This is a genomic window from Shewanella rhizosphaerae, assembly GCF_019457655.1.
Lineage (GTDB): Bacteria > Pseudomonadota > Gammaproteobacteria > Enterobacterales > Shewanellaceae > Shewanella > Shewanella loihica.
Map to the genome: position 1 here is coordinate 1,436,976 of NZ_CP080420.1, position 16,450 is coordinate 1,453,425.

Annotated in this window: 15 protein-coding genes; 9 read left to right on the forward strand and 6 right to left on the reverse strand. The window is 52.1% G+C overall.

Features of this window, described 5'->3' with window-relative positions; genetic code table 11:
- Positions 1 to 547: 547 nt before the first annotated feature.
- The 3 genes from aceB (at position 548) to K0I63_RS06420 (ending at position 5,411) form a co-directional block, all read left to right on the forward strand.
- A complete protein-coding gene (gene aceB, locus K0I63_RS06410; protein WP_220082900.1) occupies positions 548 to 2,182 on the forward strand; it encodes a malate synthase A in 1,635 nt (544 codons plus the stop codon).
- Between the two features lie 106 nt (positions 2,183 to 2,288).
- Positions 2,289 to 3,614 (forward strand): isocitrate lyase, encoded by a 1,326-nt coding sequence (gene aceA, locus K0I63_RS06415; RefSeq protein WP_220082901.1) that lies wholly within the window; start codon positions 2,289 to 2,291, stop codon positions 3,612 to 3,614.
- Positions 3,615 to 3,962: 348 nt separating this feature from the next.
- On the forward strand, positions 3,963 to 5,411 hold the full coding sequence (locus tag K0I63_RS06420; RefSeq protein ID WP_220082902.1) for an HDOD domain-containing protein: 1,449 nt from the start codon (positions 3,963 to 3,965) through the stop codon (positions 5,409 to 5,411).
- Between the two features lie 2 nt (positions 5,412 to 5,413).
- On the opposite strand, the gene K0I63_RS06425 is transcribed toward K0I63_RS06420, so the two are convergent.
- From K0I63_RS06425 to K0I63_RS06440, 4 genes are all read right to left on the reverse strand, one after another.
- On the reverse strand, positions 5,414 to 5,887 hold the full coding sequence (locus K0I63_RS06425) for a nuclear transport factor 2 family protein (RefSeq protein WP_220082903.1): 474 nt from the start codon (positions 5,885 to 5,887) through the stop codon (positions 5,414 to 5,416).
- Positions 5,888 to 5,910: 23 nt separating this feature from the next.
- Positions 5,911 to 6,735, reverse strand: coding sequence for a M90 family metallopeptidase (locus K0I63_RS06430; protein WP_220082904.1), 825 nt, complete (start codon positions 6,733 to 6,735; stop codon positions 5,911 to 5,913).
- A 267-nt stretch (positions 6,736 to 7,002) separates the two neighbouring features.
- Positions 7,003 to 7,428, reverse strand: a complete 426-nt coding sequence (locus tag K0I63_RS06435; RefSeq protein WP_220080281.1) for a CopG family transcriptional regulator — start codon at positions 7,426 to 7,428, stop codon at positions 7,003 to 7,005.
- A complete protein-coding gene (locus K0I63_RS06440) occupies positions 7,388 to 8,131 on the reverse strand; it encodes an AAA family ATPase (RefSeq protein ID WP_011865083.1) in 744 nt (247 codons plus the stop codon). Before K0I63_RS06440 ends, K0I63_RS06435 begins: the two co-directional genes overlap by 41 nt.
- Before the next feature lie 617 nt (positions 8,132 to 8,748).
- Between K0I63_RS06440 and K0I63_RS06445 the strand changes: the two genes are divergently transcribed.
- From K0I63_RS06445 to K0I63_RS06455, 3 genes are all read left to right on the forward strand, one after another.
- Positions 8,749 to 8,973 (forward strand): DUF3820 family protein, encoded by a 225-nt coding sequence (locus K0I63_RS06445; protein ID WP_220082905.1) that lies wholly within the window; start codon positions 8,749 to 8,751, stop codon positions 8,971 to 8,973.
- A gap of 127 nt (positions 8,974 to 9,100) precedes the next feature.
- Complete coding sequence (locus tag K0I63_RS06450) at positions 9,101 to 9,403, forward strand: NrfJ (protein WP_220082906.1); 303 nt, start codon at positions 9,101 to 9,103, stop codon at positions 9,401 to 9,403.
- A gap of 263 nt (positions 9,404 to 9,666) precedes the next feature.
- Positions 9,667 to 10,167, forward strand: a complete 501-nt coding sequence (locus K0I63_RS06455; RefSeq protein WP_220082907.1) for a GNAT family N-acetyltransferase — start codon at positions 9,667 to 9,669, stop codon at positions 10,165 to 10,167.
- A 168-nt stretch (positions 10,168 to 10,335) separates the two neighbouring features.
- On the opposite strand, the gene K0I63_RS06460 is transcribed toward K0I63_RS06455, so the two are convergent.
- The gene (locus tag K0I63_RS06460) at positions 10,336 to 12,096 is read right to left on the reverse strand and encodes a bifunctional metallophosphatase/5'-nucleotidase (protein ID WP_220082908.1); all 1,761 of its coding nucleotides are present in this window, start codon (positions 12,094 to 12,096) and stop codon (positions 10,336 to 10,338) included.
- Between the two features lie 141 nt (positions 12,097 to 12,237).
- The gene (locus K0I63_RS06465) at positions 12,238 to 13,371 is read right to left on the reverse strand and encodes a CNNM domain-containing protein (protein WP_220082909.1); all 1,134 of its coding nucleotides are present in this window, start codon (positions 13,369 to 13,371) and stop codon (positions 12,238 to 12,240) included.
- A 145-nt stretch (positions 13,372 to 13,516) separates the two neighbouring features.
- On the opposite strand from K0I63_RS06465, the gene rlmN reads away from it, so the two are divergent.
- The 3 genes from rlmN to K0I63_RS06480 are packed head-to-tail and all read left to right on the forward strand — an operon-like array spanning position 13,517 to position 16,439.
- The gene (gene rlmN, locus K0I63_RS06470; protein WP_144203467.1) at positions 13,517 to 14,638 is read left to right on the forward strand and encodes a dual-specificity RNA methyltransferase RlmN; all 1,122 of its coding nucleotides are present in this window, start codon (positions 13,517 to 13,519) and stop codon (positions 14,636 to 14,638) included.
- Between the two features lie 32 nt (positions 14,639 to 14,670).
- Positions 14,671 to 15,459, forward strand: a complete 789-nt coding sequence (gene pilW / locus K0I63_RS06475) for a type IV pilus biogenesis/stability protein PilW (protein ID WP_011865090.1) — start codon at positions 14,671 to 14,673, stop codon at positions 15,457 to 15,459.
- Positions 15,459 to 16,439 carry a RodZ domain-containing protein gene (locus K0I63_RS06480; RefSeq protein WP_220082910.1) on the forward strand — a complete coding sequence of 327 codons (981 nt, stop codon included), beginning with the start codon at positions 15,459 to 15,461 and terminating at the stop codon, positions 16,437 to 16,439. The genes pilW and K0I63_RS06480 overlap by 1 nt, the downstream gene beginning before the upstream one ends.
- Positions 16,440 to 16,450 lie beyond the last annotated feature (11 nt).

Consider the following 16,450-nt stretch of genomic DNA (forward strand, 5'->3'; position numbering starts at 1 on the left):
ATCGTTTACGTAAACGTCAAATTAAAACGTGCGTTTGATTTTGAGTGTTTTTGGGTTGCTTGTAAGGTGTTGAAATAATTTGACTTTAATAGCCTTACTTGCAAGTAAAGCAAAACGTGCCGCCTTTTTATCTGTCAGGTTTCTAGGTGAAATATCTGTATCGATAAAATTACTATTGGTAATAAATTTTCGTAATAACTTTCAGGTGATGGGGCTTGGTTCATTTGTCAGACAACTTTCAAACCTAGTCATTTCTTGATTTGTTGTTGTTGGTATTTGTTGTTTTAAAACAATATTTTGGGTTCGAAATATCTGTTTGGTCTTACCAATTTTTTGTGATGTAACGCAGCTTTTTTCGCTGCCTTTCTCACCGCCATTATTGTTGCAATCCCAACAGTTTGTTAGTAGGTTTTGTTCAAAACGTACATTTGTAACCCCTTGCTGGTGTTTCAAGCTGTATGGCCATCATTACAAGGTATGGCGGGCCTTAGGTTAAAGGCTGGAAGAATTGAAATTAACGGTAAGTGAGCGCTTGGGAGATATCGGGATGACTGAACAGGTAATGAATAAACATCAGCTAGAGACGGGATTGTCTATCCTGGGGACGCCAGTGCCGGGGCAAGAGATAGTGCTTAACGAAGGTGCGCTGAGCTTGCTAGAGGTCTTGTGTGATCAGTTTGCGGCAGAGGTACCTAAGCTACTCGAGATGCGCAGGCAGAAGCAGGAACTGATCGATAAGGGCTCGCTGCCCGATTTCTTACCCGAGACCCGCGCCATCAGAGACGGCGACTGGCAGATCCGCGGTATTCCACAAGACCTGCAAGACAGACGCGTCGAGATCACAGGGCCTGTGGATCGCAAGATGATCATTAACGCCCTCAATGCCAACGTTAAAGTTTTTATGGCCGACTTCGAAGACTCTCTGGCGCCTAGCTGGAGCAAGGTGATTCAAGGTCAAATTAATCTGCGTGATGCCGTGCGCGGCGAGATAGAGTACACGGCGCCGGAGACAGGTAAGCATTATACGCTCGATGATGATCCTGCCGTGCTTATCGCCCGTGTACGCGGTTTGCACCTTAAAGAGAAGCATGTCGCCTTCAATGGCGAGGCGATCCCTGGGGCACTATTTGATTTCTGCCTCTACTTCTACCACAACTATCGCCAACTGCTGGAGAAGGGCAGCGGACCTTACTTCTATATTCCTAAACTCGAGAGTCATGTCGAGGCGCGCTGGTGGGCCAAGGTGTTTGCCTATGTCGAAGAGCGCTTCTGTCTGACGCCGGGCACCATTAAGTGTACCTGTCTCATCGAGACACTACCGGCGGTGTTCGAGATGGAGGAGATCCTCTATGAGCTGCGCTCTAACATAGTCGCGCTTAACTGTGGCCGCTGGGACTACATCTTCAGCTACATCAAGACGTTGAAGAAGCATAGCGACCGCATCTTGCCAGACCGTCAGGCGGTCACCATGGATAAGCCGTTCCTGAGCGCCTACTCACGCCTGCTTATCAAGACCTGTCACAAGCGAGGCGCCTTGGCGATGGGGGGCATGGCTGCCTTCATTCCGGCTAAGGATCAGGCGCAGAACGAGGCGGTACTGGTTAAGGTGCGCGGCGATAAGGAGTTAGAGGCGCGTAATGGTCACGACGGCACCTGGGTGGCCCATCCGGGTCTGGCCGATACCGCTATGGGGATCTTCAACGAATACATAGGTGAAGATCACGTCAACCAGCTGCATATCACCCGCGATGTCGATGCGCCGATTCTGGCCAGGGATCTCCTGATGCCCTGCGAAGGCGAGCGCACCGAGTCGGGCATGCGCCTCAACATTCGAATTGCGCTGCAATATATCGAGGCCTGGATCCGCGGCAATGGCTGTGTGCCCATCTACGGCTTGATGGAAGATGCCGCCACGGCAGAGATCTCACGTACCTCTATCTGGCAGTGGATCCAGCATGAGCAGAAGCTCTCTAACGGCAAGCTGGTCACCAAGGCGCTGTTTAAAGAGATGCTGGTCGAAGAGTTGGCCAACGTCAAACTTGAGGTGGGCCCAGACCGTTTCACCCACGGCAGTTTTACTCAAGCGGCAGTCTTGCTGGAAGAGATCACCACGGCCGACGAGTTGGTGGACTTCCTGACCCTGCCGGGCTACGAGATTTTGACTCAGGGCGATAACGCCTAACGAGATGATTTTATAAATGAAAGGGTAATACCCAAACCTATTTAGCGCCTTTGAATGTGAGTGGTATTGAGGGAGCTGGATGCTAACACCTGAGATGGAGAAGATTATGACTAAGGCAACTACACAGATTTCACGTCAACAACAGATTGATGCGATTAAGCAAGATTGGGCTGAAAATCCACGTTGGGCCGGCGTTCGTCGCCCCTATTCAGCAGAGGACGTAGTGGCCTTACGCGGTTCGATTGTCCCGGAAAATACCCTGGCAACCCGCGGCGCCGAGAAGCTATGGCAGCTGGTTAATGGTGGCGCTAAGAAAGGTTATGTGAACTCACTCGGCGCCCTGACCGGTGGTCAGGCGGTACAGCAGGCCAAGGCGGGTATCGAGGCCATCTACCTGTCGGGCTGGCAGGTGGCTGCCGATGCTAACCTGGCGGGCACCATGTACCCAGATCAGTCGCTCTATCCGGCAAACTCAGTACCTGCAGTGGTTCAGCGCATCAACAACTCGTTCCGCCGCGCCGACCAGATCCAGTGGAGCAACGAGATAGACACACAAGATGAGCGCTACACAGATTACTTCTTGCCTATCGTGGCCGATGCCGAAGCCGGTTTCGGTGGTGTGCTTAACGCCTACGAGCTGATGAAGAACATGATCGATGCCGGCGCGGCGGGTGTGCACTTCGAAGATCAGCTGGCTTCGGTGAAGAAGTGTGGCCACATGGGCGGTAAGGTATTGGTTCCAACTCAAGAAGCGGTACAGAAGCTGGTTTCGGCGCGTTTGGCTGCCGACGTGAGCGGCGTACCAACTCTGGTTATCGCTCGTACCGATGCGAACGCTGCGGATCTGCTGACCTCTGATTGCGACCCTTATGATCGCGACTTCATCACCGGCGAGCGCACTTCAGAAGGTTTCTACCGTGTGAATGCTGGCATCGACCAGGCTATCTCTCGCGGTCTGGCCTACGCCCCATACGCAGATCTTATCTGGTGTGAGACGGCCAAGCCTGATCTTGAAGAGGCGCGCCGCTTTGCCGAGGCTATCCATGCGCAATACCCAGATCAGCTGCTGGCCTATAACTGTTCACCTTCTTTCAACTGGAAGAAGAACCTGGATGACGCCACCATCGCCCGCTTCCAGCAGGAACTGTCGGACATGGGCTACAAGTACCAGTTCATCACCTTAGCCGGTATCCACAACATGTGGTACAACATGTTCGACCTCGCCTATGACTATGCGCGTGGTGAAGGCATGAAGCACTATGTCGAGAAGGTACAGGAAGTCGAATTCGCCGCGGCGAAGAAAGGCTACACCTTCGTAGCGCACCAGCAAGAGGTGGGTACAGGCTACTTCGATAAGGTGACCAATGTGATCCAGGGCGGTGAGTCTTCGGTCACGGCATTGACTGGTTCTACCGAAGAGGAGCAGTTCTAAAGTTTCGACTTGCTGTCCTTTAGCAGCGGTTGTTCCTCGCACTGTGTTCCTACGTGCAGTGCGAGGTTTTTCTTTCCTTTCTACTTGTTTATTTTTGCTTGCTTTGGCGGTCCCTCTTGAGCCGCCTTTTTTATTTTGTGCTTATCAATACGCTCCCGCAGCCGATAAAGAGATGAAATCCTCGCCAAGTGAGTAGCTGGCGCAGGATAAAGCCCAATTGCCACTGGCGACTGATGTAATTGTTATGTTATAAGTTTTTCTGCCTATAATTCATCAAAGACGGCGCCGGCAAGCGAGCGCTATCCTTATTTCTTCATATAAAAGAGTAGATACGCATTGAACACTGCCATGTCAGGTAAAGGTGCAGAATACTGGACCAAACGCATCAGCGAACAAGAGATGCCGGCACTTAGCTCGACGGTGAAAACCCTAGAGAAACTTGCCAAAGATGATGTTTCCTCCCTGGCGATACTCGGCCGCAGCGTGATGCATGACAACGCGCTGACCTCGCGAATTCTTAAGGTGGCCAATAGCGCCATCTATAACAAGGGGATCTCCCACGTCACCACAGTAAGCCGCGCGGCCGTGGTACTGGGCTTCGATACCATACGCAACATCTGTATTACCGCCAAACTCCTGAGTAGCCTTTTAGAAAACAAGGGCTTATCTGAGCCTGTGTATCACAGACTGCTCACCCTGATGGCCAGAGCCTTTCAGGCTGCCATGCTGGCCAAGATGATGCTTAAAGATCATGATGAAGAGCTGCAAGAAGAGGTGTTTATCGCCGCGCTGCTCTATCACCTGGGAGAGAGTGCCTTCTGGAGCATGGGCGGTGACACCACAGAGCAGCTCGATGCGCGCCTCAATCAGGTCGATGAGAAGGAAGCCAATAATGTGGTCAGAGAGGTGCTGGGCACCTCCTTTACTCAGCTTTCCATGGGCATAGCCAAAAACTGGGGCCTCGGTGAGGTGTTGGTGAAGTCCCTGTCTAACCCCAACGAGCGCACGCCAGAGATCCGCTCCATCTACCTTGCCAACAAGATTAGCGAGTTAATGGCCAGCGACAGCAAAGATATTGCCGAGCTGAATCATCGAATCAAGCAGGCGGCAGACATGCTGGATCTCGAGGTGGATGAGTTTAAGGGGCGGATGATCCAGTGCAGCCACGCCACCCGAAAGCTGGCCGATACCTATGGTGCCAAGGTGCTGGTGGCCTTTTTGCCCGATACTCATCAGCTGACACTGGCGGCGGAGCCTGAGGCCGAGCCCATTAAGGTGCGTGAGTTTAATGTCGACCTGCAACTGAAGAAATTAAGGGAGCTTACAGATTGCGCCATCAACAAGGCGAATTTTAATGAGGTGATCACCATTACTCTGAGTGGGCTGCTCGATGGTATCGGCATGGATCGCTGCGCCGTGATGCTGCTCTCACCAAACCGGAAACGCCTGCAACCTAGGGTGGTGTTAGGCGAGAACAGCGATAAGATGAAGAATGAGTTTATCGTCGAGCTTAATCACGATAAGAATGTGTTTGCCGAGAGTGTCGACCTCAAGAAACCGCTGTTTATCGACAACCCTAGCTCGGAAAAGTGGCGTCTCTATACCGACGAAGAACTCAGGCGCCACACCTCTTCCACGGGCTTCATGTTGGCGCCGATCTTGGTGGATAACAAGGTGATTGGCCTGTTATACGCCGACAGACACAGCTCGGATCGCAAGCTGGCGGAAGTGGATTTCGAGCGCTTTACCCACTTCGCGCAGCTGACCAATCTCTGCCTATCTGTCTCTGTGCATTAGCACTACTCTTTTTGACTCGCGGCGCTGATCTGCGCCGTGATCCGCTTGGCCATAGCGTTGGGGATAGGAAAACTCAGGTGGTATTGCAATATCTTCCAGCCTTCCGGCGTCAGTACCAGAGTGCCTGTGCCGCGGCAATTGCCGTAGGACTTACTGCTTAATTGTTCATCGAAGACTATCACGTCGCCGTGTTGCTCAAGCTGCCTCGAAACCAGGGTGTAGTGCCAGCCCTTTGTCGGACGGGCATAGGCGGAAAACTCCTGCATGTTCCAGTTTTCAGAGGCATCGGTACCGATAAAGTGGGCATCCTCAGTATAGAGATCGAAGTAGTTGTCCCAATCGGCGCTCGCGGCGTAGCCGTGAAGCTTGTCTAAGGTCTGGGTCGCCTCTAGCGGGATCTCGGCCAGGCAGATGCCGCTCAGCAGCAAGGCGCTGGCAGCCAAAAGCCAGGTCAGCATGGGATGTCTGACTGTCATGGTAAAACTCCTTTTTCGTTTCGTTAATGCCAGTTTACCGGATCTAGCTTGAAAAAATGACTCATCTGTTGATAGAGGGCCTGATGCTGCTGGTAAAACTCATGGGGGCGTTCGAAGAAGGTCTCGGTGATCACCGCGAAGAACTCGGCCTCGTTGGTGGCGCCGTAATAGTTAAACAGGCTTGGTTGATGCCACTTGGCATCTTCGCGTAGCCGCGTAAACTCCTGCGCCATGACGGTCGACCAAGATTGATAGTCGTTGACATGGGCTAAGATGGGCGCGCCGTTGGAGTGGCCATCTTCCTGATCCAGCTGGTGGGCAAACTCGTGGATCACCACGTTGTGGCCATCATAGGGCTGGGCAGCGTCTTCCTTGGTGGTATGCCAGGAGAGCACCACCTTGCCAAATTCCCAGGACTCGCCAGAGAGTATGTTTTTGCGCTCCCAAAAGGTGCCATCGCCATTTTGCTGAGTCTGGCTGACGATAAACAGGCTAGGGTAGACCAAGATCTGTTTCAGCTTAGGGTAGTAGTCGGTGTCGCGATTGAGCAGTAACAGGCAAGCCTGGGCGGCTATGGTTACCCGGATCTCATCATCAATCTCTATCCCCTGGCAGCCGACGAACTGCTTCTCGGCGACGAAGATCTGGATGTGACGCTTGAGCTGTAGTTGCAGGTCGCTTGGCAGAGCACGAAAATAGGGCATGCGGCGCTTGAGTATGGCACGCCAACTGGCGGGAAAGGGCCGCTTGGCGATCTGCGCGCGGCGATACCTGACATACCTTGGCTTAAACAGTATGTACCCTATGGCGGCGCTACTGACCAGCGCAAGAATAAAGATGGCTAGCATAAAAATCTCCCTATGATATAGCAAGATATGGTGCTGCTTGCCGCAAATTCAATCTTAGGGCCAGAAAAAGCGTGGAGAAAAAAGGCGTGGAGAAAAAAAGCTGGCAGCCCGTAAGTTCGGAAACTGAAATTTGTCGCTGCCAGAAAGGTTAGGGAGACGGGGCGAAAATGGCGACGCGCTGGGTGATGATGAGCCCAGCGCGTCTGGGGATATAGCTAATCGATTAATACTATCGCTCACTCAATCGACTAGTTTTAGTCGACTAATTTAATCAACTATGATGGATTGTTCCTTTTGTTGACGTTCGCTTTCCGATAACGAGTAATGGTGCTCGATGAGAAAGCGGATCAATTTCGACTTAGCCACGTCGCAGCCGCTGGCCAGTTCGGCGAGGTGCGCGATGGCAGACTCGCTCAGGGTAAAGGTCGCCTTGCGATAGGGCCCAGTGCCCTTAGGCACCACCTTAGGTGTCGCCTGAGAGGCGTGGCGATTTAGAAAATCACCATCGAAGCCCGTCTCTAAGGCGATGACCTCGGCCATCTGCTGCACATTGCTCGGCTGCCCGGCGGCATAGTGTGTCGCATCTTCGATGAAGTCATCGATCAATGCATCGAGCGAAATATTCAGCAGCTTACGGTTTTGTCTCGCGGCACTAGACTGCGTAGAGCTTTTCTTGAGATCGGCCAGACCCATAGTTACCCCTTAACTTATCCATCTGTTTTTCGGCGAGACGATTGCGAATTTCTGTAGCACTCGAAGCTTGCAGCATTTCACAGGCGATGCTGCGGATCTCCTCGGCGGCCTTGCCTTTTGGCTGAGTTTCCATGACAGACAGACCCGATTCTTCGCTGTCATCATAAATGTTTCGGCTGTAGGTGATGGCGTCGAGCACGTTGATGTCGTAAGTCTTACACACCTCTTTCGCCTCAAAGATGCGGTTAGCCTGGTTTGGTAGGCTAGGGCATTGAGTGATCACGAAAGATGCGCGCATCTTAGGGTTAATCATCATACAGGTAGCGACGATATCATCCATGTGGCTGACGGTTTTCAAGTCTCTGCGCTTAGGACGCAGTGGCATCAACACATGGGACGCAACCGACATGGTGGCGCGCAGTGCCAGGTTATCCTGACCGCCACAGTCGACGATGACATAGTCATAGTGTTGCTCCAGGCTGAGCAGATCGTTGCGTATCTTGCCGTAGAGCTGTACGCAGTTGATGCTGGCCAGTGTGCCATTGTTGTTACGAGCTTGAATCCAGTCTGAGGTGGTCCGCTGGGGATCACAATCGACCATGATGACCGACGCGCCGCATTCTACCGTGAGAAATACCGCTATGTTTTGGGCTAAACAGCTCTTTCCGCTACCGCCTTTTTCACCGCCAACTAAAATGATCATTCTATTTCCTCTCGACTGCCAATGATTGCCGATGTTTGTTGTTAGGTTCCCAAGTGATGTACTGCTGTCTCGCGACCTCACCTGTTTGGGCATGAGTCCAATTTAGGTGTTAATTAATTGTTGGTCAACTACATGAAAATTGACGTTTTTTTTGATTATGGCGCTTGTCATTAAGTTGACGTTTTGACTTGTTTGGCAGATATTTGACGCTAAGGGCTTGAGGGATAAGGTCTTACGGATAATATGTTTTAAAACATAAGGTTACTTTTAATTTGTTGGTTTTATTGCCTGGCTTGTCATGCCTATGCCTTAAAAGTGTAAGACTTTCACCCTACTTTTATTTCAAAAATTGCTATTATTTAATTTTTATATTTCTAAATGTTATATGTGTAATGACTAAAACTTTGAACTTGGTTGTCTTGCCTCTAAGGAAATTTACCTTATGTTTCAAGGCGGCGCGCGGGAAATGAACAAGTGTTACTGCTAGTTATATTAAGCTCCTTTCTATCCAAAGCACTTTTTATTCAGAGCACTTGGTTTGGCGCCAGAGGTCACGTAAGCTGGGCCCTGCACACCTTCCGATAGCCATTTAGGATAGTTAAGTTAGGATAGTTAAGATGGATCAACAGGCCTTAATCGAGGCGATTAATCAAAAAATGCCCTTTGGTAAATATGCGGGATTACGCTTACTCGAGCTGCCAGAGCCCTATTTAGTCTGGTTTCACAGTAAAGGCTTCCCCGAGGGCAAGTTGGGGCAGCAGCTGGCACTCATCTACGAGGTGAAGCTCAATGGCCTCGAGGGCATGCTCAAGCCGTTATTAGTTCCGCGCGACCAAGGATAAAACTCGGGAATGAGAGCTTGATCTAAAACTGATTCATTGAATGCTGTTTTAGGTACGCCGGGTAGAGATTTATGGCAAAGGCCATGTTTTAATGCAGGGGTTAAAGGCAAACACTTAAGGAATGACAATGATAACTAAATTAGTTCGTTTAGCCGCTGCGGCCACCTTAGCCCTGGGGATCTCGAGTGCCTGGGCGGCTGGTGTAGTGCATCAGGGCACAGTGATCGATACCATGAACGGTGGCGGTTATACCTATGTTCAGATCAAAGAAGCCGACAAGACCTTCTGGGCGGCCGGACCTCAGGCCGAGGTGAAAAAAGGTGACGTAGTTGTCGTTCAAGAGCAGATGTGGATGAATGACTTTACCAGCAAGACGCTTAACCGCACCTTCGACGAACTGCTATTTGTGGGTCGCATCGACAAGAAGTAACTCGGATGGCCATGCGGCCTGACCCAACATAAGAGCTAAACATAATAGATAGTGCCGCTAACATGTTATCGGCACTATTTTTTTGCCCGATGGACGACTAATATAAGCTGCAATTTACGATAAGTCAGTTTGCTATTTTTCGTGGCAAAGGACTGGTAGCGGCCAGCGTCATTCGGCCAATGTCATTCGGCCAGGGTCATTCGGCCAGTATTACTCGGCCAGTATCTCTTGGCAAAAGCCACTCTGCGAGATTTGATTACACAATGATTAAGATAATTCCCTACCGTAAGGGATATAGCACTCAGGTCAGTGAGGTCTATCATCTGGCGGTGCGGGCGATTGACGAGACCCATTACAGTGAGGCGCAGAAGTGGGCCTGGTCGAGGGCGCCGCGCTCTGGCTATCACTGGCATAAACGCCTGACCCGCTCACAGGCCTGGTTAGCCGTCGACACAGAAAGCCTAATTAGCGGGCTACCGCGCTGCGTCGGCTTCATCAATGTGGAGACTCACTATGCCTCGCGAGGATATATCGACAGTCTCTATATGCACCCTGAATATCGGGGGCAGGGGATCGCGCGTCAACTGCTACGCCAGCTTGTGTCATGGTCGGCGGCGCAGGGGATGCTCGAGCTGAGCGTCGATGCCTCTAGCCTGTCGCGGCCACTGTTTTTGGCCGAGGGGTTTACTCTGCGGCACAAGCGATATCAGGAAAAGGCAGGCCAAATATTTATGGCCTACTATCTGGTGAAGTCTCAGGCCTAGCCAAGCTAAATAGCTCTCCTATTTAGGTCTCCCTACTTAAGTCTGTCTACTTAATCTCCCTATATGGCCTTTCTGCATTAGCCTTGCTATGCACTCAGACAAGCCTGTTAAGCAAGCCTATAACGTCCCCGAGTTTTCAGGCCTAACTTAATTCTGATTTGGATCTAGCTACAGGCCTTCCAGGTGACTGGTATACAACACATGGGGCGGCATGATGCCGTGGAGCCCTTCTTCGCGCTGCATGTAGCGGATGAAGGCCTGGGGCAGGGTGAGCGCCTCAATCGATTCCTGTTGTTCGGCTCTGAGCAGGTCCTGATAGCCTTCCTTGCCCGATGCCGTATAGGCCGAGGATACCCCGCTATACATGCGGTCAGGCATCACGCTGTGCCACTGCATCTCGCCGGCAATTTCCGTCAAGATCTCCAATTGGAGGATGCGGGTGCCCAGCGGCTGCCTACCGTCATAACAATATTTGAGGCCATAGGTGTAGGGGAAGCTGCCGGCGCCCGTGCCGGTAATGCTGTTGTTGGTGGCCGAGTTGATGGCCGACTCCAGGGTCTGATAAAGGTAGCGACCCAAGATGCGATATTTCACCAGGGGTAGGGCGAAGGGCAGCAGGCGTCCTAGCACGTCGGCCATGGTCACTGTGCCCTTATTGAGCGACTGTCTAACGCCGCCGGCATTGTGCAGGGCAAAATCCACCTGAAGCTCGAGTCTGCGGGTCTCATGATAGATGCTCTTGCAGACCCAGGGGGCGATCTCGCTACCATGGGGCAGCGCCTTGCTCGGCAGGCGGGTGTGGATCAAGTTTTTCGGCACAAATCCCAGCACCTGGTGCTCCAGCGCGTCGATGGCCGGGCGATAGCGCTGGGCGATCACCTGATTGATCTCGCTTAGCTCTTCATCCCACAATCCTTCATTCCACAGCACGCCTGGATGCGCCATGAGCTGCTGCTTCAGCGCGTTGTAGGTCGCGGCGGTGACCTCTTGCTCCCCTTCGATGATCAGATGTTCATCGAGCATGAAGTAGTTGTGTCCGGCAAGCTTTGTAACACGCCCCTTGTCGTCAAATTCGATGTCGCACAGCCCCAGGGTTTCGGCGTACTTGCCTGCATGCAAAATAGGAGTGTCTTCCACGCGATAGCCATAGGGCAGGGCGTTGATGCCGATAGCGCTGAAATCGCCCTGTAGGGTATGTGAGTGACCGCCGACGATCAGGCTGATGCCGGGGACTTCTCTGGCTAATTCTTTATCCTTATCCCAACCTAGATGGCTCAGCACCAAGATATGATCTATGCCGTCGGCCTTGAGTTTGGCTACCGTATTGGCTGTGGTCGCGATGGCGTTGGCAAAATGGGTATCTTCATCTGGCCTGGCGATCTCTTTCATCTGATCTAGGGTGATCCCTATGATGGCGATCTGCTTGTTGCCCAGGGGCTTTAGCAGCACCTTGGCCATCTGGCGCTCGGGAATATAGTCAAATAGCTTGGGGTGGCCGGCGAGTCTATCTTGCTTTAGGGGATCTTCCTGGCTGAGATCCATGTTGCCGGCGAGTAGCGGGAAGTTAATGGTATCGAGAAACCGTTTTACCGGTTGATTGCCTGCGTCTATCTCATGGTTGCCCAGCACCATGGCATCTGGCGCGAGACGGTTGAGCAGATCGGCGTTGGCGACCCCCTTAAACTGATTGAAGTAGAGAGTGCCCTGAAAGCTGTCGCCCCCATGCAGAAACAGAAAATCTTGCCCGGCATCTACCGCTTGCTGACGCGCCTGCTGCACCTGATAGCCGATCCTGGCATAGCCACCGCTATGGCTATAGACCTCATAACTTTGTTGCTCATGGGTGAGCAGAAATTGAACGCGTGAAGGATCGAAGTGAGAGTGGGTGTCGTTGATGTGTGCAAGCTTGAGCGAATATCTGTTGGTCATGTAGGCTCCATCTGTGAAGCGGGCAAGTATACCTCAGCAGGGGTTAATGAAAAAGGGAAGCATTCGCTTCCCTTAGTTAACTTTTCTTAAGTATTTAATGAGCTGCTAATTTATATCGGCTCAGTACTTAAGTTATTTGGGTTATTTGCTCACCTTACCCAGAGGTTCTGTCTCAGAGACGCTGGCCTCTGGTTGCTCGCTCTTCGGCGCTTCGTCATCTTCCGACGAGCCCTCATCCGAGATGCGTATCCCCTTGTGAGTCATGCGGCGTTTCCACAGGCGTCTCGCTAACTGCTGCATGTCGGTCACAGGGTCGTTGCTGTCGACAATCTCAAGGCCCAGCAGGGACTCGATGATATCTTCCAGGGTGACTATACCGTGGCCACTGCCGTACTCGTCCACCACCATGGCGATCTTGGTGTTGCGCTTAATCATCAGCTGGAACAGCGGCAATATCTTGGCCGTTTCTGGCACGATAACCAAGTTACGACGCACCGCCGAAATAGGCGCCTGAGGCGTGTCCCGCTCCGACAACAGGATGGTGTTGCGGTTGACATAACCCACGATATTGTCGCGATCGCCATCGAAAACCGGAATACGGGTAAAGGGGCTCTTCTTATGCAGCTTGGCAAACTCGGTTTGAGTCATTGACGCTGGCACGCTGAACATCACGGTTCTCGGCGTCATGATGGCGGTAACCGGCATCTCCTTGACCGACAGCATCTGCGTCAGGATCATAGATTCCTGCTCATCCAGCTCACCCGATTCATGGCCTATCTTGGCCATGGCGCTCATCTCCTGGCGAATGTATTGGCCATCGTCGCCTTTACCCAGCTTGCGAGTCACCTGCTGTGACATCCAGATCAGCGGCCTAGTGATGCGCTCCATCCACAGTAGTACCAGAGACACACTCGGAGCCAGGCTGCGCCAGTAGTTTGCGCCCAGTGTCTTGGGGATGATCTCGGAGAAGAAGAGGATCAAGAAGGTCAGCACGCCCGAGAATACACCCAGCATCTCATCGCCAAACACCTTTGCGGCCTGCGCACCGGCAACAGCGGCACCCACGGTATGGGCGATAGTGTTCAGGGTCAAGATAGAGACCAGTGGCGATTCCACATTCTCCTTTTGGTGGCTCAAACGCTCGGCCGCCGCGGGATGGGTTTCTTTCAGGTTCGCGATAAAGCTAGGGGTAACAGACAGAAGCACGGCTTCGAATACACTACAGAGAAAAGAGATCCCGATAGCGACAAAGACAATAACAATAAGGGTTATCATGGGGGAGGTAAAACAACTCCAAGTAGCAAGCCAATATTAGCTTGGGAGGGATTCTAGCATAGTCTATTTCCTTACTGGCTAAAATTTATTGATATCTGTATAATTCGCCGCCCTGTGGCAGGTTTTGGTGTTGAGGTTAGTCAAAATGAGTGAAAAAAAGATCAATTTATTGGATCTCGATCGTAAGGGATTGAGAGCGCTATTTACCGAGATGGGTGAAAAGCCTTTCCGTGCCGATCAATTGATGAAGTGGCTTTACCATTTTGGCGTCAGTGACTTCGAACAGATGACCAACATCAACAAGGTGTTACGTGCCAAACTGGCCGCCCGTTGTGAGGTGGTGGCCCCTGAGATCTCCAGCTATCAGAAGTCTGCCGATGGCACCATCAAGTTCGCCATCAACGTGGGAAATGGCCAAGAAGTTGAAACCGTCTACATCCCAGAAGAGGACCGTGCCACCCTGTGTGTCTCTTCTCAGGTTGGTTGCGCCCTTGAGTGTACCTTCTGCTCGACCGCCCAGCAGGGCTTTAACCGTAACCTTACCGTGTCTGAGATTGTCGGCCAGATCTGGCGCGTATCCCATTTCCTCGGTTTCCAGAAAGAGACCGGCGAGCGTCCTATCTCCAATGTGGTGATGATGGGCATGGGTGAGCCGCTGCTGAACCTGAAAAACGTTATGCCGGCTATCGATATTATGCTGGATGACTTCGGCTTTAGCCTTTCTAAGCGCCGCGTGACCGTGTCTACCTCGGGCGTGGTGCCTGCGCTGGATATCTTGGGTGATAACCTGGATGTGGCCCTGGCGGTAAGTATTCACGCGCCAAACGATGAGCTGCGTGATGTGCTGGTACCGGTCAACAAGAAGTATCCGCTGCAGGAGTTTCTGGCGGCGATCCGTCGTTACCTGGCTAAGTCCAATGCCAACCGTGGCCGCGTGACCCTGGAATATGTGATGCTTGATCATATCAACGACAGCACAGATCAGGCACATGAGCTGGCCAAGTTGATGAAGGATACCCCTTGTAAGATCAACCTGATCCCTTTTAACCCTTATCCTGGGTCCCCATACGGGCGTTCATCGAACTCACGTATCGACAGATTCTCTAAGGTGTTGATGGAATACGGTCTGACGGTGATTGTTCGTAAGACCCGCGGAGACGATATTGACGCGGCCTGTGGCCAGTTAGCCGGTGATATTCGCGACCGAACCAAACGTTTAGCGAAAAAACGCATGCAAGATAGTCAGATTTCAGTCACAATAAACTAACTTATTGTATCTGCTACTAGATAGGCTTGCGAATGTTAAGCAAAAAGCCAACATTGACCCTGTTAGTCATCCTGACCTCGGCGCTGATGTCAGGATGCGTGACTGAAAGAACTTACAGTGGCACAGATGTGCCCGTTCAAGAGCGTACCTTCGACAATGTTTCTGCCGCCCGCCAACGGGTGCAGCTGGGTCTGACCTATCTGCAGAAAGGCAACAGCGAACAAGCCAAGTACAACCTGGATAAGGCGCTCGAGTTTGCGCCTAACATCGAAGATGTACACGTGGCATTAGCCTATTACTATCAATCGGTTGGTGAATTAGAGCTGACCGAGAAGGCGTATCGTAACGCCATCAACGCCAGCGATGCCAGCGGCGACTCCATGAATAACTTCGGCGTGTTTCTCTGCCAGCAGGCAAAGTATGATCAAGCCGAAGAGATGTTTCTTCGGGCGGTAAAAATGCCCAAATACACCCGTTCGGCCTCCAGCTATGAGAACCTGGGGATCTGTAGCCGTAAGTCGGGTGACCTGCAAAAAGCACAACGCTACTTCGAGATGGCACTCAACTATGACCCGCGTCGTGCCAACTCCCTATTAGAACTGTCTGAGATCGAATTGGATCTGGGGAACTACTCCGCCGCCAAGAAAGGCTTGGCGCGTTACCATAGAGTAGTGCCCGAATCGGCTCAGAGTCTGGCGTTGGGAATTAAAATTGAGCAAGGCCTAAATGACCCTGAAGCGATGAGAAAATTTGGCATTCTTCTCCTGGCTAAGTTTCCCGCTTCCAATGAGGCCAAGCAGTATAGAGCAAGCATGCACTAATGACTGATAATCAAATCGATATGCTCAAGGATGATGCTGAGAAACCAAAGGAAGCCGGTGAAACACTGGGCCAGTGGTTAAAGGCGGCGCGTGAGTCGCGCCAGATGACTTTAGCCAGCGTGGCCGAGCAACTCAATCTGCGCCCATCGATTGTTCAAGATCTCGAGGCGGACAACTATGACAACATAGCGTCGGCGACCTATGTCAAAGGCTATGTGAAGAATTATGCCCGTATCCTGGGGCTGGAGATGGCCAAGGTGGACGCCTACCTTGCCGAAAGCTTTCCTGTGGTCAGCGCGCCTACCATGCAGAGTTTCTCCCGCAAGACCACGCGCCAGGCCAGAGATGGCCGCCTGATGCTGGTGACTTATCTCATCATCTTCGTCTTGTTGGCCTTGTTGGTACTCTGGTGGGTACAAAAGTCCGCCATGGTGGCCGATCTGGACCTTTCCAAGCCGTCGGTGGAAGAGACCGCCGAGCTCTCGACCCTGCCGGCCTCGTCTGAGCCTATGCTAGCTCAAGACCCACAGGCGGGCACAGGTATCGAGATGCCAAGAGAGCAATCAGTGCCTGATCGAGCAGTGGCGGAGGAATCTACCAATGCACAGCTGACAGGCGAACAGGCTGAAGACCTGCCATCCGAGGCTGGCTCGACACCTGAGACTGGCGTAGCGCTGGAAGTGACTAACTCAAATTCCCAAGCAGATGAACCCCTTAAGAGCGCAGACGATGCCGTGTTGGCCCTGAGCCTGAGTGGTGATTGCTGGATCAAGGTGACCGATGCCGACGGCAAGGTGCTGGTCAATGGCCTCAAGCTGGCAGGCAAAGAGATGAATGTCTTTGGTCAGGCGCCGTTTAAGGTTATATTGGGGGCGCCTCAGTCGCTGACCATGCGTCTCAATGGTGAACAAGTTGATTTGGCCAAGTATCCCAGTGGCCGAGTTGCCAGACTGACGGTCGGTAGCGCCGTCAATCTTTGAAGTAAAAGAGT